Source organism: Selenomonas sp. (genome assembly GCF_052169755.1).
Classification (GTDB): domain Bacteria; phylum Bacillota; class Negativicutes; order Selenomonadales; family Selenomonadaceae; genus Selenomonas.
Map to the genome: position 1 here is coordinate 1 of NZ_JBQNBV010000025.1, position 18966 is coordinate 18966.

An 18966-nucleotide genomic window follows, 5' to 3' on the forward strand; every position below is an offset into this window, starting at 1 on the left:
CGTAGCGGTGCTACGTCGAGGATTTGTCGACGATGAGAGGACAGCGCAGATGTGTAAAGATGGACGGCTGAATTTATCAGTGATTCCTTAAGGACTTCTGTCCGCTATGATAAAAATACTTGCAATTTCTGACTGATGTTGTATAATGGGCAAGGACTTTAAGGGACGATGTTTCGTCTCGAAAGACTGTTTCAAAAGGCTTCTGTATAATTTATGGAAGCTTCGGTACGGTTGCAACACCGCTGGAGGGATTTTTATGACGATGGATAATGTCACCGTTATCATCGAGAGCGGCGCTTTTTCTGCGGAGGAGGCAGAGCGCTACGTCCGTAAAATCCAAAGGCACTCGAAAGGTCGCACACTCAAGTGTGTTTCATTCAGACTGGCTGATGGGTATTTGGATTTGCGCTACGCGTTTGAAGGCATCCCCTTCGAACGTATTCGCCGCATCTCGTATGAGACGCCGCAGGAGTGCAAGGCCGTCTGACCATTATGCGCGCCAATAAAAAGCCGCTGTCGGGATTTTTCGACAGCGGCTTTTTATTGCATTGCGCACGCTTAGAGCCATGCGTATTTCAATATGAAAAGCACGGTCAGGATATACATGAGCCACGTCACATCACGGAATTTGCCTGCTGCGACGTGTAAAATCGTGTACGAAATGATGCCAAAGGCGATGCCCTCGGCGATGGAATAGGCGAACGGCATGATTGCGATGCAGATGAACGACGGGATCGCCTCGATGATGTCATTCCAGGGAATCTTCACGACTTGCTGCATCATCAAAAAGCCCACGATCACGAGTGCCGGAGCCGTCGCAAAACCCGGCACAGCGAGAAAGAGAGGCGAGAAAAAGAGCGCGACGAGGAAGAGCAGCGATGTCGTCACTGCCGTCAGCCCCGTGCGGCCGCCCTCGACGATGCCCGCTGAGGACTCGACGTACGTCGAGATCGTCGAGGTGCCGAGACAGGCGCCGATCGACGTGCCGCAGGCGTCTGCCATCAGCGCACCCTTGACGCGCGGCAGCCGGCCCTTTTCATCGAGCATATTCGCGCGTGAAGCGCAGCCGATCAGCGTGCCGAGCGTATCGAAGAGATCGACGAAAAGGAATGCAAACATGACGACGAGGAAGTCGATCGAAAGAATCGCTTGGAAATCAAATTGCAGGAACGTCGGTGCGAGGGAGACAGGCGGCGCGACGATGCCCGTCGGCATCAGACTGAAATAGCCGTGCGCGGGATCGGGGATGTAGATGCCGAGAAGCTCCAAGACGATGCCCAAGCCCCATGTAGCAAAAATGCCGATGAGGATATGCCCCTTGACATTCTTCATGACAAGCACCGCCGTCAAGAGGATGCCGAAGAGCGCCAGGAGAACGGTCAGACCCTCCGAGTGGAACGTCCCTTCAGCCATCGCCTTGGGGAACGAGAATAATGCGACGAGCTTCGGCCCCGCAACGACGACATGCGCGTTCTGCATACCGATGAACGTGATGAAAAAGCCGATGCCGACCGTCACAGCGCTCTTTAAGGTCAATGGAATCGCATTAAAAAGCGCTTCGCGTACATTCGTCACCGACAGCGCGATGAAAATCAACCCCTCGACGAGTACAGCCGTCAAGGCGACTTGCCACGAATAGCCCATCTGCCCGACGACCGTGTAGGCAAAGAAGGCGTTCAGCCCCATCGCGGAAGAAAGAGCAAACGGCAGATTTGCAAACGATGCCATCAAGAAGCCCGCGATGCCCGACGCGAGCGCCGTCGCCGTGAACACCGCCCCCGCGTCCATGCCCGCAGCGCTCAAGATCAGCGGGTTCACAGCGAGGATGTACGCCATCGTCATGAACGTCGTCAGCCCTGCCAGAAGCTCCGTCTGCACGGTCGTACCGTTTTCCTTCAAGTGAAATACATTTTCCAGGAATTTTCCCATCGGATGATCTCCTTTTCTATGAAAATTCGACAAACACCTTTCCACATAGATGCTTCGATATCTAATTGGAAAGGCGGATCCATTCAGACGCCCATCTTCACGCATCCGGGCGACTTCCTTTTATCCGTGTTTCCCTAATCGTTTTCTACATAATTTCCTCGATTCCTGCTTTCTGATAGAAAACTTCGAGCAATTCATTCGGAATTATCCTCATGCCTGTTCCTTTGTCCCGTTCTTAAAAAACACCGGCAGTCACATCGACGTTTATTGTCCTGACAGGACACCAAAAAGGGGGCGGAGGCGCTTATAATAAATGGGAAACTTTTTATAAAGAAGGAGAGATGCTCATGTATCGTGGTTCGACGACTATGATCGCCTGTGGCAGCAGCAATTTGGCTTGATCGGCTGACATGCAGTTCCTGTTTTCTTGCGAGGTGAACACGACGCCTAAACTTGCGAAAGGATGCATTATATGGAAAACTTTTGGAGCGGAGTTTCTCACATTTGTTTTATTATTTTTCTTTTGGGTCATGTTCTGTTATTCCTGGGTTTGCTATATCCGCCCCTTGCGATATGGGGGGATTTTATGCAAAAGACACGCGGTCGCGTGTTTCTTGTTTACAGCTTCGTAATCACGAGCTCGATTATTTTATGGGGATGCACGAACGGCGCAGCGCAAAGGGCGCATGATGAAGCAGTTCGAGCATACGAGGCAAGTCTCACGCCCGAACAGAAAGCGCAGCGAGAGGCGGAACAGCTGCAGGAGCAATATGACGAATGGATTGCGTGGCAGCAACAGGAAGAGGAGAAGAAAAAGCGGGAAGAGGAGAAGAAAAGGCAGGAAGAGGAGCAAAAAGCGCAGGCAGAGCGGGATGCGCGGGAGAAAGAGGAGCAAGAACGCCGCTCTTATCAGACCGTTTACGCTGAGGATATGCTTGCATCATATTACTCCAACCCCATTGCGGCGAGAGAGCGGTATGAAGGGAAAAAATGCAGGATTCTTCGTGCGTTCATCGATTCGATTGATTCAGACGGATTGATCAGAATCACATACTCGCCGGATCCCATAGATACATACAGATATGGCGGCACAGATTTTAGATGTCATACGAAGTGGAATAATGGCAAGGAACCGGAGGGGAAAAGCATCTCATCTCTGCACAAAGGCGATATGGTCGTGATTTACGGCAAAATCAATACGGTTGGCAAGATCACGCGCAAAGTGCTTGAGGAAAAAGGCGTTTTTGAGGACACCTACATGATATACACCATAGGTGATGGATATGATATCAATGTGACACGAATTGAATGATATAAAGGAGAGATATCTATGTGGAAACATTTCAATCGCATGACTGTGCTCGTCTGCTTTTTCGTTTGCATCTTCCTGCCTGCCGTCTCAGCAGAGCCGAAGGAGCTTCCCGATGGCGCCCTGGGCTACACATGGGGGACGAGTCCGCGCTTCATGCCGCCGACGGACGGGGCTCGGGCGCGCAGCGGCGTATCGTGGCTGGTACAGACGTTCAAGCCATATACTTACGAGGATGTCTTGACGTGGTAAGAAAATATATGGCATGAAACGACAAGGGGCGTTGCTTCAACTCTCGTAGGGAGCAATGCCTTTTTGGCGTTCCATGTCCGTATAATCATGCGCTCGTCCATGAAGAGGTTCTTTGCAGGATATTTGAGGCTGGCAGGAAAATCACGACCGTCTGGAAAAATTCTATATTTGTGCTAAAATGATCCCAGAGGCAAATACGCCCCATATCTTCTGCGAAAGGAGCCGTCATCATGGCATACGAACTGGAGATAAAGCGCATCTATGACATGCCCGCGCCGACGGATGGCAGGCGCATCCTCGTCGATCGCCTGTGGCCACGCGGCATGAAGAAGGAGTGCGCCGCTCTGAGCGAATGGGCGAAGGAGGTCACGCCGTCGCCCGAGCTGCGAAAGCTCTATCACAGCGGCGAGATGAGTTTCGACCTCTTCGCAAAAGCCTATCGCGAGGAGCTGGAAGAAAGCGCCGATGCCGCCGCATTTGCCCGAAGGTGCAGGAGCTGGCTGCAGGAGGCTCCCGTGACGCTCGTCTACGCGAATAAGAACACCGTCGAAAATCACGTCCTCGTGCTGCGCCAATGGCTGCTCAAGGCGATGACATCGTGCAAAAACGATTGACGGTTTCGACGAATCTATGCTACAATCAAAGGACGCAATGGGCGTTTTTACGTTTTCTCCTATTGAGGAGAGTCTTTTCCAGATCGGAGCGTGGCGCTTTGGTCTTGCGCAATGGAGTCTCGTGAACCCCGTCAGGTCCGGAAGGAAGCAGCGGTAAGCGAATCGCTTCATGTGCCGCGAGGGCGCCTGAGGGCCGCGCCCCGATGTGGAAAAGGATCGTTTCGCTGCTGTGCGGAGTTTCGGCTTTGCGCGGCAGCTTTTTTATGCGTTTGGAGCGCGTGCTTTTTCATGGCGCGGCGCATGTTTTTCAGGACAGGAGGCGGAGTATGGCTTACATCGCGCTCTATCGCCAATGGCGGCCGGGCAGCTTCAAGGAGCTTGTGGGGCAGGATGCTGTGTCGAGGACGCTTTCTCATGCGATTTCTTCGGGGCGCATCGGTCATGCTTACCTTTTTTCAGGGCCGCGCGGCACGGGTAAGACGAGCACGGCGAAGATTCTTGCGAAGTCGCTGAACTGTGTGCATGGTCCGACGCCCGAACCTTGCGGCGCCTGTACAAGCTGCACAAAGATCGCCGACGGTACGGCGCTCGACGTCTTTGAGATCGATGCGGCGTCGAACCGCGGCATTGACGAGATGCGCGATTTGCGCGAGAAGGTGAAGTTTACGCCTGCCGAAGGACGCTACAAGGTTTATATCATCGACGAGGTGCATATGCTGACGACGGAAGCGTTCAACGCGCTTTTAAAGACGCTGGAGGAGCCGCCCGCGCACGTCGTCTTTATCCTTGCAACGACGGAGCCGCACAAGGTGCCGGCGACGATCCAATCGCGCTGCCAGCGCTTCGACTTTCGGCGCATCACGGTCGAGGAGATTACGGCACGTCTCGCCTACGTCGCGCAGGAGATGGAGATCCCCTGCGAGGAGGCTGCGCTGCATCTCATCGCACAGCAGGCGGACGGCGGTATGAGAGATGCACTGTCGCTTCTCGATCAATGCGCTCTTCTTGACGGCGGGACGCTGACGGCGGCGCATGTCGAGGAGAGTCTTGGCCTCATCGGACATGAGCCGATCTACCGCTTGACGAAGGCGATTGGCGAACATGCGAAGGGCGACGTGCTCGATGTGCTCGCTTCGCTTCTTGCGGGCGGCAAAGATCCGATGCAGCTCATGGCGGAGCTTACGCTGCATCTTCGGAGTCTCATGCTCTACGAGGCGGCGGGGGCGCTCAAGGCGCTCGACCTTTCGGCAGACGCCAAGGCGGCGCTTGAAGAGCAAAGGGCGCTGTTTACGCAGGCGCAGCTCATGGCGATGATCAAGCGCCTGCATGAAGCGATGGCAGAGCTTCGCTGGACGCCGCAGCCGCGCATCACCATCGAGGTCGCGCTGCTCTCGCTTTGCCGCCCGATGGCAGGCGAGGGAAGCGCGGCGGCACAGATGTACGGCGCTTCTGCCGCCGCTTTGCCTGCACCCGCCCCCAACGATACAGCGCGCATCGCCCGCCTTGAGGCAGAGCTTGCCGCCCTCAAGGCAGCGTTTGCGGCGGGGGGGAGAGCTGCTCCTGCACCGGCTTCAGCACCGACTGCCGCATCTCGGGCGGCAAGTCGAGCGGCGCAGACTGCTTCTTCCGCTGACCCGCTGCTCCCGCGCACGCCGCAGGACGGCGCTCTCGCAGCTGCGCCCGCCGTACCCGCCGCGCCAGACCCCGAGGGCGAGAAGGTCTATGCCGAGCTTCTGCGCCGCTTGCAGGAGAAGCAGCGCATCTCCGTGCTGGCTTGTCTCAAAGGCGCGTCTTTTGCCGGAAGCGGCGCAGGCACGTTCCGCCTGCACTTTGCAAGCCCTCTGCTTGCACGGCGCACGGCGCGTGACGACTATCGCAAGATCATCGAAGAGGCGCTCGCTGAGATCCTGGGCGAGCCGATCGCTCTCGCGTGCGAAGCGATCGCGGCGCCGCATCCTGCGCCGCCTGCGCCAAAGAAGAAGCCGCCGCTTGCAGAGATCAAGCCGCGCCGTCCTGCGCCGAAACCGCTTGCGATCGATGAGAATGCACTCTCGCCCGAAGAGCGAAACCGCTTGCAAAATGCCGTCGATCTTCTCGGCGGACGTCTCGTCGATCTGCCCGCAGAGCAGCGCATCGCTGCCCTCGCCGCCAGCGGCAGGGCGATCGCTCCAACGGCGGCGGATGCGGATAAAGGTGCGGCAAGAGAAGCGGCGCCGCCCGCCGCAGAGCCGCCGTCTTTTGCCGACGTGCCGCCGCCCGACGATGATGATGCGCCGCCGCCCGACGAGGACGCGCCGTCGGGCGAAAACAGTTGACCGAAGAGACGCTTTAAGGCTATAATCATAGGAAGCGACAGGACAAGAACGCAGGCGCAACACCTGCTTTTGAAAGGAGAAACACAATGTTTGGTGGAATGGGAAACATGGGCAATATGCAGGGTATGATGAAGAAAGTGCAGAAGCTCCAGAACGACATGAAGAAGATGCAGGACGAACTCAAGAGGAAGACCGTCGAAGTATCGGCGGGCGGCGGTGCAGTCAAGATCGTCATGAACGGTGAAAAAGAAGTACAGTCGCTTCATATCGATCCTGCCGCCGTCGATCCCGAGGACGTCGATATGCTGCAGGATCTTCTCGCCGCCGCTTTCAATGAATCGGTCAAGAAGGTTGACGACATGATGGCGGGCGAGATGGGAAAACTCACGGGCGGTCTTGGCCTGCCGCCGGGCATGTTCTAAGATGCAATACATCGCACCGCTGGCAAAACTCATCGAACACTTTCGCGCACTGCCGGGCATTGGCTCCAAGACGGCAGTGCGTCTTGCATATCACGTCCTGGATATGGATGCAGCGAAAGCGCGCGCTCTCGCTTCGGCGATCCTAGAAGCGCGGGAGAAGATCGGCTTTTGCAGCGTTTGCTGCAATCTCTCCGATCAAGATCCATGCGCGATTTGCAGCTCCGAAAAGCGTGACCGCTCGAAGATCTGCGTCGTCGAGCAGCCGCAGGACGTCGCCGCTATCGAGCGCATGAAGGATTACAAGGGGCTTTACCATGTGCTGCACGGCTCCCTCTCGCCGCTTTCCGGCGTCGGACCTGAAAACTTGCGCGTCAAGGAGCTGCTGCACCGTCTTGAGGGGGAAAGGGGCGCAGAAACGACGGAGATCATCATGGCGACGAACCCCACCGTCGAGGGAGAAGCGACGGCGATGTACCTCGCACGCCTTTTGAAACCCGCCGGGCTTAAAGTCACGCGCATTGCGCATGGTCTGCCCATCGGCGGCGATCTCGAATATGCCGACGAAGTCACGCTCGCCAAGGCGATCGAAAACAGAAAGGAAATCTGATATGCTCGAAATCATCGCGGCGCTTGCCGTCGGTCTTTTGCTGCTCGCGATCTTGGCAAAACTCTTGGCGATGCCCTTTCGCCTGCTCAAAAAGTTCATTGTCAACAGCATCATCGGCGCAGTACTGCTCTCCATCGTCAAGCTCCTCGGCTTTTCTGTGACAATCAACATCCTCACAGCACTCATTGCAGGTATTTTCGGCGTCCCCGGCGTGTTCTGCATCCTCGCATGGAGCTATGTATAAATATGTTCAGCCGTCATGCGAAGCGGCATAAGGTGCGATTCCTCGCTCGATGCTCATTGTGATGTGCTCTCGAAGCATTGAGAGGGCGGCGATGAATCGCTCCAATGACAAACGGCGCATGAGCCGAATCGACTCATGCGCCGTCTTTTTTATTTCGAAAATGCTGCGACGAGGTTCTTCAAGCGTTCCGTGCCTTCCTTGAAGCCCTGCACTTTTTCCAAGATATCGGCGTACTTTTCTGCCATGCCGACGATGTTTTCGGCGATGCGCGTGTTGCCGTCGGCGCTTTCGTGCGTCGCGCGGCCGATCTCTTCCATCGACTGATTCATGTTGCGCACAGAAGCGAGCAGCTCCTCGGAGCTCTTCGTGCTGCTCTTCGCTGTTCGATGGAAGAACTCAGCGTCATCCTTATACTGTACGGCGGTTTCGTCCATCTGCGCGTAGTCCTTGCGGATGTCGTCGTCGATGAAGTGCAGAAGGTCAAACGCGCCCTTCGACAAGGCGTCCATTGCGCCTGTGACTTGGCTCGTGAGGCTCTTGATCTTCTCTGCCGTTTCCTGCGACTGTTCGGCGAGCTTGGCGACTTCGCCGGCGACAACCGAGAAGCCGCGTCCCTGTTCGCCGGCACGCGCCGCTTCGATACTCGCGTTCAAGGCGAGCAGGTTCGTTTGCTCGGCGATGTCCGTGATCGCCTGCGTAAGCGTTTCAATCTCCTGCACGACCTTGGCAGACTCGATGGCGTCCTCCATAGAGGTCTTGGTCGAAGCGTAAACGCGGTTTGACGCCGCCTGCGCCTGCTCCATTTTCGCCTTGAGATTGGTCGCGCGCTCGGCGATCTCCTGCGTGTACGTCTCGCTCTTCTTCATCGCCTGTACCGTGCTTTGAATTTCTTCGCTCAAGTGACCGCTGACCTGCTGCATACTCGCCGTCGAAGCCGCCGTCTCCTGCATCCCCGCTGACATTTCCTCTGTCACAGCGGACATATCCTGCGTCTCGTCGTTCATCGCATGGATCATCGTCTCAAGCTCGCCGACGACGGCGTTTGTCTTTTCGGCTTCTTCATGCACCTGCTTCATGAAGCCCTGCATCTTCATCAAAGCCTTGACGACGACGCCGATCTCATCGGCGCGATTGGAAAGCGTCGTCGGTATTTCGCGGTTCAGATCGCCCGCCGCGACAGCATTCAAGTGCTCGATCGACGTATTGAGCGGCGCGGAGATATTGTCGGCGATGACGCGCGACATGAGGACGCCGAGGATCAAACTGATGAGAATGATCGCGGCGAAAATCCCCAGCGTGCGCGTATACTGCGCATTATTCGCTTCGAAGAGCAGCTTGCCCTGAAACACGTTGTCCGGCGTCAAGACCTGCATGTTGGCAGCGATCGCCGTCAAAGACGACAGCTCGCTGTACGCCGCTGCCTTATCCTCGGGCGCGGTACCCAAGGAGCCGACAGCCTTGACGGCGGCATCCGCCGTATCAAGTTCCTGGTCGAGCGTCTCAACCGCCGCCTGGGCGCGATCGCTCAGACGCATCTTCTTTAATTCGTTGATGTCGTGGCGAATGCCCGCGATATTGCCGGCAATATCATCGAGGAGAATCTGTCGGTTCTCCGGCGTGAAATTCTGCTGCACGATGTAAGAAACATTGACATTGATGCTGCGCAGGCGATTGTTCGCATCATTTAAATACTGCGTCGTCATCAAGTTGTGATGATACATATCGTCGAGCGCCTGCTTCGCCGAATGGCTCGAATAAACGCCGACGGCGGCGACGAGGATCACCGTGAGGATGAGAAATACGGAAAGAATCGCGACCTTCGTCTTGACGCTGTAATCCTTCAAGATCTCACTGCCTATCGTAAAATTGCTCATTTTCTCGTCCCCCCTTATTTCACAAACTGCGCGACATTTGTCTGCGTGATGGAGGTGAACGGAATATCGAGACTCTCGGTCGGCGCTTTGCCGCTCAAAAAGCCCTGTACGAGTGTGACCGCGCCTGCCGCCTGTCCCTCTGCATCCTGCTTGATCGTCTGCGAAAGCTCGCCTGCTTCGACCGCAGCAAGCCCGTCGGGCGTCGCATCAACGCCCGTCACGAGGCAACCCTGCAGTCGGTTCGCCGCCTTTAAGGCTTGAATTGCGCCGAGTGCCATCTCGTCGTTTGCAGCTACGACGCCATGAATTTCGGGGAAGAAGCTCAGCCAGAGCGTCATGGCTTTCATACCCTCCGCCCTGCTCCAGCTGCCATCCACGGAAGCGAGCAGCTGTATGTCGGGACGCTTGTCGAGGCATGCCTCCTTGAAGCCCTCCCAGCGCTTGACGGCGACGCTCAAGGAGCTTTCGCCCATGAGATAAACGATCTTGGCGTTCGGCGGCAGATTCTTCGCCATAAATTCGCCCTGCATCCTGCCCGCCTCGCGGTCGTCGGACAAGGAGCCGATGACCTTTGGATCGTTGACGTCGCGATTCATGATGACGACGGGGATGCCCGCCTCGCGAGCCTTTTCGACCGTCGGCACGATGCTCGTCCCATCCATAGCTAAGAGCACGATAGCGGCTGCCTTATTGGCGATCGCCTCGTTCAGCTGATCGATCTGCAGATTGCTGTCGCCCTTGCCGTTGAGGAATTCTACTTCAAGTCCCGCAGCCTTCGCCTTTTCGGCAAACGCATTCTTGAGATGCATGGCGAATGCATCGTCGTCGTTATGGTTGGCGTAGATCACCTTGCCCGCTTCCCCTGCGCCGGACCCCCCGCAGCCCGTCAGATAAAAACACCCCAAGACCACCAAGAGAAAGATCAAACATTTTCTCGTCAAGTTCATGCTCCCACGCCCTTTCTTGTAAAGCTGCCGCAGCCTGCCTCTTTCGCACGCAGCAGGCAGACATGCGTCGTGTCCGACCATTTGGCATATATAGTTTTTCTGTTCCATCCTTATTCTATCTCCAATGCTATTTTCCTGCTTCGAAGAAAAATAATTATCAATGCTCTCCTGGGTCTATTGGGAAAATCAAAAATTTTCGCTTGCATTTTTACTGGACATGCAGTATACTCATAAAGTACGACATGGGGACGTAGCTCAGCTGGGAGAGCGTTCGGTTCGCATCCGAGAGGTCGAGGGTTCAATCCCCTTCGTCTCCACCAGATCGACAAGCAGGGAATCGGCGAGATGCCGGTTCCTTTTTTATTGCCGATGAGGATTTTTCGCACGAGGACGGGCACAAATTCCCTTAGCGAAGGGGCGGCAGTGGGCGCAAGTCTATGTTTTCGGCAGATCTGCATTGACAAGATCATTCGTTTTGGGTATGATTGGATGCAGGTGAGATTTTGAATCTTACTGCAGAGCCTTTCCGCATCCTGCGATGCCTGTCCTGCGGTTTGGAAAAGAGGAAGGGAACGAATGAAGTCATTGAAACTGCGCGCTGCTTTTTTGCTGCTCCTGCTCGTCGGCAGCATCGTACTCGCCTTGGGGTTCGGCTCGGTGACGCTGCCGACCGATACGCTTTTCTCTGAGGTAGCTGCCGCCTTTGCAGGGGAAACCTCGAAAAACGCGATGATCCTCTTCGACATCCGTCTGCCTCGCATTTTATTCGCCGTGCTCGCCGGCGCTGCCTTGGGGCTTACGGGGCTTTTGATGCAGACGGTTTCGCAGAACTACCTCGCCGATCCCTACATCCTAGGCGTTTCGGCGGGCGCGAGCACGGGGGCTGTCGTCTGCATCGTCTCGGGGCTGGCGCAGCAGCTTTTCGGCTATGGCATCTACATCGGCGCTTTTTTCGGCGCGGCGCTCTCGACGGCGCTCGTTATTTTTCTGACGGGACGGAGCGGCAGCCCTGTCCGCCTCGTACTCATGGGCATGGGCATCTCGGCGCTCTTTTCTGCCTTGACAATGCTCGCGATTTACGGCGCAAAGGACGAGGCGCAAGTCAGAAGCGCCATGTTCTGGCTCATGGGAAGTCTCACGGGCATTCAGTGGAAAGCGGTTCCCGTCATGGCGGCGGCGCTTGCGGCGCTCATGCTCTTTATCTGGCTTCTACGCCACGAGCTTGACATCCTGTTGCTCGGCAAGGAGGAAGCGCGCCATCTCGGTATGTCCGTCATGCGTCTGCAGCGTCTCATCGTGCTCTTCTCGTCTGCCGTCGTGGCGATCGTCGTGGCGCTTTCCGGCATCATCGGCTTCGTCGGACTCATCATTCCACATGCGGCGCGTTTTTTCAGCGAGCCGAAGCACGGCGTGCTCCTGTGGTTTACGGCGCTTTTCGGCGGCATCGTACTCATCTGGGCGGATGTGCTCGCGAGGAGCGCCTTTCGCCCGGAGGAGCTTCCCATCGGCATCCTGACGGCAGGTCTCGGCGCTCCCGTATTTCTCTGGATCATCAACCGCAAGTACGGAGGGTATTGATATGCTCTCGGTCAGGAATTTATCGTTTGCCGTCGGTGATAAAACGATTCTTCACGACGTATCGGTCAACTTTGCCGAAGGAAAAATCACGGCGATTCTTGGTGCAAACGGCTCGGGAAAAAGCACCTTGATGTCCTTCCTTGGGAAAAATCGCGCGGCTCCCGGGCACATCTTCCTCTGCGGCAAGGATATCAGCGGGATTCCGTCGCACGCCTATGCACAGAGGGCGGCGATGTTGCCGCAGCAGCGCGAAACCATCGCCGATTTCACCGTCGAAGATGTCGTCGTCATGGGGCGCTTTCCCTATAAGCGGCAATTTCGTGACTATACAGAAGCTGACTACGAAATCGCCCAAAGCGCCATGCGCGAAGTTGGCATCGAGGCGATGGCGAGGCGGCGCATCGGCAGCATGTCGGGCGGGGAGATCCAGCGCGTCATGATCGCCAAGGTGCTCGCACAGCGACCTGAAATCATCCTCATGGACGAGCCGACGAACCACCTCGACGTCCGATACAAGGTCGCACTCATGAACACGCTGCGCGCCTACGGCGGCACGATCATCCTCGTGCTGCACGATCTGTCGCTCGCCGCGCAGTACGCCGACCGCGTCGTCGTCATGAAGCATGGGCGCATCCGCGAAGAGGGGGATACCGCCGACGTCATGCGCACCGAACTCTTAGAAGAGATTTTCGGCGTACCCTTCGTGCGCTTTGAAAAAGACGGTCGCGTCTACTTGAACTATTAAAGAAACACGGATTTTTGTTTGGTAAAGAAAGGCGTTTCTATATCGCAGCAAATGCTGCGGCAGAAATATATGAAGGAGGTTTTCATTTTATGAAACAATGGCTGAAAAGAGCGGCGACCGTAAGCATCGCCGCGCTGCTCCTCGCGTCACTCGCAGGCTGCGGCAGCGACGCGAAAAAAGCGGCGGAAAAGACCGAGGGCTATCCTGTGTCGTGGACACAAACGCTCAACGGGCAGGAGACGACCGCTTCTGTGGAAAAGGTGCCGAGCCGCGCCATCTCAATGTCGCAGGCGACGACGGAAATGATGCTCGCGCTCGGACTTGAGGACAAGATGGTCGGCACAGCGATGAAGGAAGAGGACATCTATCCGCCGCTGCAAACAGCGTATGACAAGGTCAAAGTGCTGTCGGAGAAGTGGCCGTCCTACGAAACTTTCATGGCGGAAAAGCCTGATTTTGCGACGGGTTGGGAAGTTCCCTTCACGAAACGCGGTATTCCCGCCGATTCGATCACTGCGCAAGGCGTACCGATCTACATCCCGTCCTCGATGCAAAAGCTCGACGCAGATCTCGACACCGTATTCGACGATATGCAGAAGCTCGGAGCCATCTTCGGCGTCGAGACGAAAGCGCAGGAATGGGTCAACGGACAGAAGAATATCCTCGTCGCTGTGCAGGAGAAGATCAAAGATCTGCCGAAAAAGCGCGTGTTCATCTATGATGCATCTGACGGCAAACCCTTCACAGCCTACAAGGGATACACGACGAATATTCTAAAGCTCATCGGCGCAGAAAATGTCATGGCGGATGCCGGCGTAGATAAGACGTGGGCAGCCGCGACATGGGAAAGCGTCGTCGCCGCCGACCCCGAGTACATCATCATCGCCGACTACAGCAACGGCATAAGAAACGACGACGATTTCCAGCAAAAGGTTGCCGCCATTAAGGACAATCCGCAGCTCGCGAATGTCAAAGCCGTCAAAGAAAACCATTTCCTCAAAGTGAAACTTTCGGAAATCACCCCGGGCGTACGCACCGTCGAAGCGCTCAAACGTCTCGCCGAAGAGATTCACGGCATTCGGCTCCAATGAATCTCTTCCATAAGCAGACAATGGGCGGCAGTGTGATCTTATAATCGCAGCAGTAAGTTTAGCCCCGAGGCTTCGGCTTCGGGGCTGATTTTTGTATAAAATACACGCACAAACGTCCAATTTGTTGACGTTGTGCGACGCCCTTACAGAAGCCTGGCCAATCGCTCTGCGCCTTCGGCTTGACCTCTTGGGGCTTCATGGTAAGAACAATAAAAAAGACGCCGCACCAATTTCAACGAATCGGTACGGCGCCTTTTGCTATAGAAATTCCGGATACGCTCATTCGTATGTTCCTGCAAAGATCTTTTCGGCGGGGCCTGTCATGTAGATGTGATTGTTCGCTGCCCATTCGATTTGCAGCTTGCCGCCGTCAAGTTCGATTTCCGCTTCCTTTCCCGTGCGTCCTGCGAGTGCGGCGGCGACAAGCGTCGCGCACGATCCTGTGCCGCAGGCGAGTGTCACGGCTGCGCCGCGCTCCCAGACGCGCATACGGATGTGCGTCTGGTCTTTGACTGTGGCAAATTCGACATTCGTCTTTTTCGGGAAGCGCGCATGGCTTTCGAGTGCAGGACCGAGTTTTTCGATCGGCACGCGATCTGCGTCATCGACAAAAATGATACAGTGCGGGTTGCCCATCGAAACGCATGTCATGGAAAGCGTTTCGCCTGCAGCTGTAATGGGCTGTTCGATGACATGCGCCGAGCCGAACCCCTCGACGGGAATGCGATCCGCCGCGAGGATCGGCTCGCCCATATCGACGCATACGCCTCTGAGCCTGTCGTCTGCAAAATGCAGGCGCGGTACAAGGATGCCTGCGCCCGTTTCAACGGTAAACGACGCCTGATCGCTCAAGCCTTCGTCATGCACAACGCCCGCAAAGCAGCGGATGCCGTTGCCGCACATTTCGGCTTCACTGCCGTCTGCGTTCAGGATGCGCATACGAAAATCTGCCTTTTCCGACGGCAGCACGAGGATCAGCCCGTCTGCACCGATGCCGTAGTGACGGTCACAGATCTTCTCCGATAGTGCAGCGAGATCGTCCTCGGCAAGCCGCTCGGCAAAACCGTTCACAAGGATGAAATCGTTGCCGCAGCCCTGCCACTTCGTAAAGGAAAACGCCATACTTTTACCCCCAAGAGTGTTTTGCAAAGAACGACCAGAAGGAAGCGCCGAAAGCGTTGCCTTTCCGATAGCTTTCTTCGAGTACGCGTGCCTCTGTCGCCATGCAGTTTTCCCTTATTTTAGCGAAGAACGAGCGTTTTGCCAAGTCCTGTTTGCCTGTGACGGCTCCATGTATTGCCGACCGACCGCGTCTTTTTTCTGCATTCATAACGATTCTCCTTTGCATATACCCCTATTGGTATGTTTCATTATACATGTATGGGTATATATTGTCAAGCGAAGGCGTTCAGCCCTCACGCTCAGCGCCATGATGTCCTTTCCCGTCCCTTTTCTGCACTGACATCATCCGAGAGGCACGCTGTACCGATGTTCTCACGTCTTACAGAAAGTTAGCCAATCGGTCTTCGACTTCGGGCGTGACTTCTTGGGATTTCATGGAAATCTGGGATCTGCTCTTAAGATAATTTGCTAAAATTTCGATTAAATTGTATCGTAGATTTTTGTCTTTTGCTGCTGAAAAGAAAAGGAGTTCACGATCAATTTGCGTGACAAGTATCGGGTATTGCTATGTTTAGTCAAAAGCAATGATGAAGCAAGGTTGGAAACAAAAGAGAGCTTGCTGAAACTGATGATGCAGCAGCTTGCTGATCTGCAAAAGCAAATGATAGAAACCCTAAAAAATGATGCGAATAAAAGCGATCGGAAAAATGATTTGAGCGGAGGGCATTTCCACTTTGGTACGACAAAGGCGTCGAATCTGCTCGATGGCAAAACAGAGGACGGCAGCGATGCAGCGAGCGCGTCTTATTTGATTGCGATCGGCGGATCATCTCCTGAGCAGACAGGAGAGGGCGATGCGCTTGCACGGGAAACGGAGCATCTTGCTAATCGCATCCTGCGTGACTTCGATGATGCGGCGGATGCGATGCTCAATAAGTTCCGATTGGAAAATCCGCTGACGATCGAACATGGGAAAAAAGCCATCGCTTCGATGCAGCTTAATATTATACAATTCCGCGCTACGCAGGCATACGCGGTAGAAACGCCTCCTGCACTGCATGAGAGCGATGCGACAGACGATGCAGCCGCGCCGATTTATGGAATCGGCGCCGGGGATATGAAACATGTTTCTCAGCAAAATAGTCGTTCGACCGCGCACTTCTTTAGAAAAAATGGTAAACGACAAATTAATATCAAGGCATAGCTGTACACGCACTTGTGCAGGAGCTATGTTTATTCGTGTTGCATGAACTGCGGCGAGACTGAATGTATTCATTATTTGTGTGTATCAGGAAAACGCTGCGAAAAGATTTTTGAGGGGGATGATGCGCATGGCGATTGCAGGACCGGCACAACCGACCGCGCCGACGCCGCCGACTGTGCCGGGATTTGCGGGTGCATCCGAGGCGGTCGGCGGGCTGCCGGACTTCGGCGCATCGGGACAGGCGGCGGTCGAGGGCGCACAGGAGAGAGCCGCTGCCGCCGTGCAGACGGGGCAGGATGCAGCGGCGAATGCACGCGCAGCAGGCGAGCGGCTCATGGGTGCGCCTGAGCGCAAGACGACAGGGGCGGGCGCAGAACAAGACGGCGGCGCAAAGGGAAAGCTTGAGCAAACGCCGACAAATGCCGCAGCCGATGCAGGCGGCGCGAAGAGCCAAGCGACTGTATCCGAGGCGGCGAAGCTGCCGCCGGCGGCTCAGGCGGCGCAAACGGAGCATACGAGTATGACAGGCAGCGAGACGCGCACGGTGAGTACATCGCCAGCCGAGGAGCCGCAGGGGTTCGACATGCTGCACTTGGCGCTCGTCGCCGTTCTTTTCGCCGCTATCGCAGGTGTTTTCGCCTATGCGTTTTTGCGCCGCAAAAAGGACGCGCCGACGCCCGCGATGCGTGCCGCGCGTGAGGCGGAGCTTCTGGCAGAGCTTGAAACGATCCGCGCCGCGCGTGAAAAGCGTGAAGCTGATCGCGCCGCCGCCGTCGCCGCCGCAGGGCTTTGTGCCATCGCCGGTGATTGGACGCGCGGCGCAGCGGAAACGCAAGCGGCGGACGGCACAGGCGAAGAGGCGGGCGCAGCGCGCGATGCGGCTTCGGCAAGCGCAGGCGCGGCAAAGATGCCGTCCTCGACGGATACAGCAGCCGCCGCACCGGACACCTCGATGCTCGCATCGCTTTCTGAGGCGCTTGCCGCCTTTCGTGAAGCGAGCGGTATGATGGATGATGGAGCGCGTGCGCAGGCGGCGGAAGAAGCGCGAAAAGCCACGCGCATCGCGGAGATTCGCCAAGACCGCGAAGGGAAGAAGGACGGCGAGCACGGCGGGTTCGAAATTCGGATCTAAGGAAGCATGGCGACAAGCCTTTTGCCGTGAGTGCCTTGCCTATGCTATAATACAAAGATACGAAAAGATTTTGCGGCAGGCGCTCCCTGCCGATGGGAGGACGCAGTCATGCTGGACATCAAATTTGTCAGGGATCATATCGACGAGGTGCAGGCGATGCTCGAAAAGCGCTGCAACGCGCTGAATCTGAGCGGCTTCAAGGAGCTTGAGGAGAAGCGCCGCACGCTCCTGCAGGAGGCGGAAGAACTCAAGGCGCGGCGCAACAGCGTGTCGAAGGAGATCGGCGCGAAGAAGAAGCAGGGCGAGGACGTCACGGCGATCTCCGCCGAAATGCGCGAGGTCGGCAGGAAGATCGCCGATCTCGACGCTGCGACGCGCGAGGTGGAAGACGAGCTTCACGACATCCTCCTGAACATTCCGAACATGCCGAAGGACGACGTGCCCGTCGGCAAGGACGACACGGAGAACCCCGAAGTGCGCCGCTGGGGCGAGCCGCGAAAGTTCACCTTCGAGCCGAAGGCGCACTGGGATATCGGCGCCGATCTCGAAATCCTCGATGCCGAGCGTGCGGCGAAGGTCACGGGCGCACGCTTCACCTTCTACAAGGGACTCGGCGCGAGGCTGGAACGAGCCTGCATCAACTTCATGATGGATCTGCACGCGACGAAGCACGGCTACACGGAAATGCTCGCGCCCTACATCGCGAACGAGGCGAGCATGATCGGCACGGGACAGCTGCCGAAGTTCGCCGAGGACATGTTCAAGCTCGAAGGTCTCGACTATTACCTCGTGCCGACGGCGGAAGTGCCGACGACGAACTACCACCGCGACGAAATCCTCGACGGCAGGAAACTGCCCGAGCGCTACACGAGTTACACGGCATGTTTCCGCGCAGAAGCCGGCAGCGCGGGGCGCGACACGCGCGGGCTCATCCGCCAGCACCAGTTCAACAAAGTCGAGCTGATCAAGTTCACGAAGCCCGAAGACTCTTGGGATGAACTTGAAAGCATGGTCGATGCGGCGGAAGATGTGCTGCGCCTTTTGGAGATTCCCTATCACGTCGTGCTGCTCTGCACGGGCGACATGAGCTTCACGTCGGCAAAGACCTACGACATCGAGGTCTGGATGCCCGCGCAGAACACCTACCGCGAGATCTCCTCGTGCTCGAACTGCCTCGACTATCAGGCGCGCCGCGCGAACATCAAGTTCCGCCGCGAGCCAAAGGAGAAGCCCGAGTTCTGCCATACGCTCAACGGCTCGGGGCTTGCCGTCGGGCGCACGGTCGCGGCGATCCTCGAAAACTATCAGCAAGAAGACGGCTCCGTGCGCGTACCGAAGGCGCTCGTCCCCTACATGGGCGGCGTGGAAGTCATCGAAAAGCCGTGAGGAAACTGCACGACCATCAAGGCGAAGGGGGATTTCCCATGAGCAAGCGTGCCGTCCGGGCTGAAATCCGTCTCGGAGCGATCCGGCACAATTACCGCGTGATTCGCGAGGCGCTCTGTGGCGGCGCAAAGCTCTGCGCCGTCGTCAAGGCGAACGCTTACGGGCACGGCGCCCTCGCCGTCGCGAAGGAGGCGA

At 56.5% G+C, this 18966-nt stretch carries 20 protein-coding genes, 1 tRNA gene and 1 other RNA gene; 17 read left to right on the forward strand and 5 right to left on the reverse strand.

Annotated features, from left to right (window positions below):
• The first annotated feature begins 256 nt into the window (after positions 1–256).
• Positions 257–487: a ferredoxin gene (locus ACTTKG_RS03255; RefSeq protein ID WP_442672823.1), complete on the forward strand. Its 231-nt coding sequence runs from the start codon at positions 257–259 to the stop codon at positions 485–487.
• Between the two features lie 71 nt (positions 488–558).
• On the opposite strand, the gene ACTTKG_RS03260 is transcribed toward ACTTKG_RS03255, so the two are convergent.
• Complete coding sequence (locus ACTTKG_RS03260) at positions 559–1929, reverse strand: NCS2 family permease (RefSeq protein ID WP_442672824.1); 1371 nt, start codon at positions 1927–1929, stop codon at positions 559–561.
• Positions 1930–2401: 472 nt separating this feature from the next.
• On the opposite strand from ACTTKG_RS03260, the gene ACTTKG_RS03265 reads away from it, so the two are divergent.
• The 8 genes from ACTTKG_RS03265 (at position 2402) to ACTTKG_RS03300 (ending at position 7692) form a co-directional block, all read left to right on the forward strand.
• A complete protein-coding gene (locus tag ACTTKG_RS03265) occupies positions 2402–3241 on the forward strand; it encodes a hypothetical protein (RefSeq protein WP_442672825.1) in 840 nt (279 codons plus the stop codon).
• Between the two features lie 18 nt (positions 3242–3259).
• Positions 3260–3490, forward strand: coding sequence for a hypothetical protein (locus ACTTKG_RS03270; RefSeq protein WP_442672826.1), 231 nt, complete (start codon positions 3260–3262; stop codon positions 3488–3490).
• Positions 3491–3720: 230 nt separating this feature from the next.
• Positions 3721–4104, forward strand: coding sequence for a DUF488 domain-containing protein (locus tag ACTTKG_RS03275; protein ID WP_442672827.1), 384 nt, complete (start codon positions 3721–3723; stop codon positions 4102–4104).
• Positions 4105–4153: 49 nt separating this feature from the next.
• Positions 4154–4324: signal recognition particle sRNA large type (gene ffs / locus ACTTKG_RS03280), an RNA gene on the forward strand.
• A 106-nt stretch (positions 4325–4430) separates the two neighbouring features.
• On the forward strand, positions 4431–6419 hold the full coding sequence (gene dnaX, locus ACTTKG_RS03285; protein WP_442672828.1) for a DNA polymerase III subunit gamma/tau: 1989 nt from the start codon (positions 4431–4433) through the stop codon (positions 6417–6419).
• 86 nt (positions 6420–6505) lie between these two features.
• Positions 6506–6841 carry a YbaB/EbfC family nucleoid-associated protein gene (locus ACTTKG_RS03290; protein ID WP_442672829.1) on the forward strand — a complete coding sequence of 112 codons (336 nt, stop codon included), beginning with the start codon at positions 6506–6508 and terminating at the stop codon, positions 6839–6841.
• Position 6842: 1 nt separating this feature from the next.
• Positions 6843–7448 (forward strand): recombination mediator RecR, encoded by a 606-nt coding sequence (gene recR / locus ACTTKG_RS03295; protein ID WP_442672830.1) that lies wholly within the window; start codon positions 6843–6845, stop codon positions 7446–7448.
• A gap of 1 nt (position 7449) precedes the next feature.
• Positions 7450–7692, forward strand: coding sequence for a pro-sigmaK processing inhibitor BofA family protein (locus ACTTKG_RS03300; RefSeq protein WP_442672831.1), 243 nt, complete (start codon positions 7450–7452; stop codon positions 7690–7692).
• 149 nt (positions 7693–7841) lie between these two features.
• Here the strand turns inward: ACTTKG_RS03300 and ACTTKG_RS03305 are convergent, their stop codons facing one another.
• Positions 7842–9566, reverse strand: a complete 1725-nt coding sequence (locus tag ACTTKG_RS03305) for a methyl-accepting chemotaxis protein (RefSeq protein WP_442672832.1) — start codon at positions 9564–9566, stop codon at positions 7842–7844.
• Between the two features lie 14 nt (positions 9567–9580).
• Positions 9581–10513 carry a sugar ABC transporter substrate-binding protein gene (locus ACTTKG_RS03310; RefSeq protein ID WP_442672833.1) on the reverse strand — a complete coding sequence of 311 codons (933 nt, stop codon included), beginning with the start codon at positions 10511–10513 and terminating at the stop codon, positions 9581–9583.
• A 244-nt stretch (positions 10514–10757) separates the two neighbouring features.
• On the opposite strand from ACTTKG_RS03310, the gene ACTTKG_RS03315 reads away from it, so the two are divergent.
• The 4 genes from ACTTKG_RS03315 to ACTTKG_RS03330 all read left to right on the forward strand — a co-directional run bounded on the left by ACTTKG_RS03315 (position 10758) and on the right by ACTTKG_RS03330 (position 13927).
• Positions 10758–10833: transfer RNA gene (locus ACTTKG_RS03315), tRNA-Ala, on the forward strand.
• Positions 10834–11089: 256 nt separating this feature from the next.
• Complete coding sequence (locus tag ACTTKG_RS03320; RefSeq protein ID WP_442672834.1) at positions 11090–12091, forward strand: FecCD family ABC transporter permease; 1002 nt, start codon at positions 11090–11092, stop codon at positions 12089–12091.
• Between the two features lies 1 nt (position 12092).
• Positions 12093–12836 carry an ABC transporter ATP-binding protein gene (locus tag ACTTKG_RS03325; protein WP_442672835.1) on the forward strand — a complete coding sequence of 248 codons (744 nt, stop codon included), beginning with the start codon at positions 12093–12095 and terminating at the stop codon, positions 12834–12836.
• Between the two features lie 89 nt (positions 12837–12925).
• Complete coding sequence (locus tag ACTTKG_RS03330; protein ID WP_442672836.1) at positions 12926–13927, forward strand: ABC transporter substrate-binding protein; 1002 nt, start codon at positions 12926–12928, stop codon at positions 13925–13927.
• A 279-nt stretch (positions 13928–14206) separates the two neighbouring features.
• On the opposite strand, the gene dapF is transcribed toward ACTTKG_RS03330, so the two are convergent.
• Both dapF and ACTTKG_RS03340 read right to left on the reverse strand, forming a co-directional pair.
• A complete protein-coding gene (dapF, locus tag ACTTKG_RS03335; protein ID WP_442672837.1) occupies positions 14207–15049 on the reverse strand; it encodes a diaminopimelate epimerase in 843 nt (280 codons plus the stop codon).
• A 4-nt stretch (positions 15050–15053) separates the two neighbouring features.
• Positions 15054–15257 (reverse strand): hypothetical protein, encoded by a 204-nt coding sequence (locus ACTTKG_RS03340; RefSeq protein ID WP_442672838.1) that lies wholly within the window; start codon positions 15255–15257, stop codon positions 15054–15056.
• A gap of 333 nt (positions 15258–15590) precedes the next feature.
• Here ACTTKG_RS03340 and ACTTKG_RS03345 point away from each other — a divergent pair, with 333 nt between their 5' ends.
• The 4 genes from ACTTKG_RS03345 to ACTTKG_RS03360 all read left to right on the forward strand — a co-directional run.
• On the forward strand, positions 15591–16253 hold the full coding sequence (locus ACTTKG_RS03345) for a hypothetical protein (RefSeq protein WP_442672839.1): 663 nt from the start codon (positions 15591–15593) through the stop codon (positions 16251–16253).
• A gap of 127 nt (positions 16254–16380) precedes the next feature.
• The gene (locus tag ACTTKG_RS03350) at positions 16381–17385 is read left to right on the forward strand and encodes a hypothetical protein (protein ID WP_442672840.1); all 1005 of its coding nucleotides are present in this window, start codon (positions 16381–16383) and stop codon (positions 17383–17385) included.
• A 108-nt stretch (positions 17386–17493) separates the two neighbouring features.
• Positions 17494–18771, forward strand: coding sequence for a serine--tRNA ligase (gene serS / locus ACTTKG_RS03355; protein WP_442672841.1), 1278 nt, complete (start codon positions 17494–17496; stop codon positions 18769–18771).
• A 38-nt stretch (positions 18772–18809) separates the two neighbouring features.
• A partial coding sequence (locus ACTTKG_RS03360) for an alanine racemase (protein ID WP_442672842.1) occupies positions 18810–18966 on the forward strand: 157 nt, incomplete at its 3' end.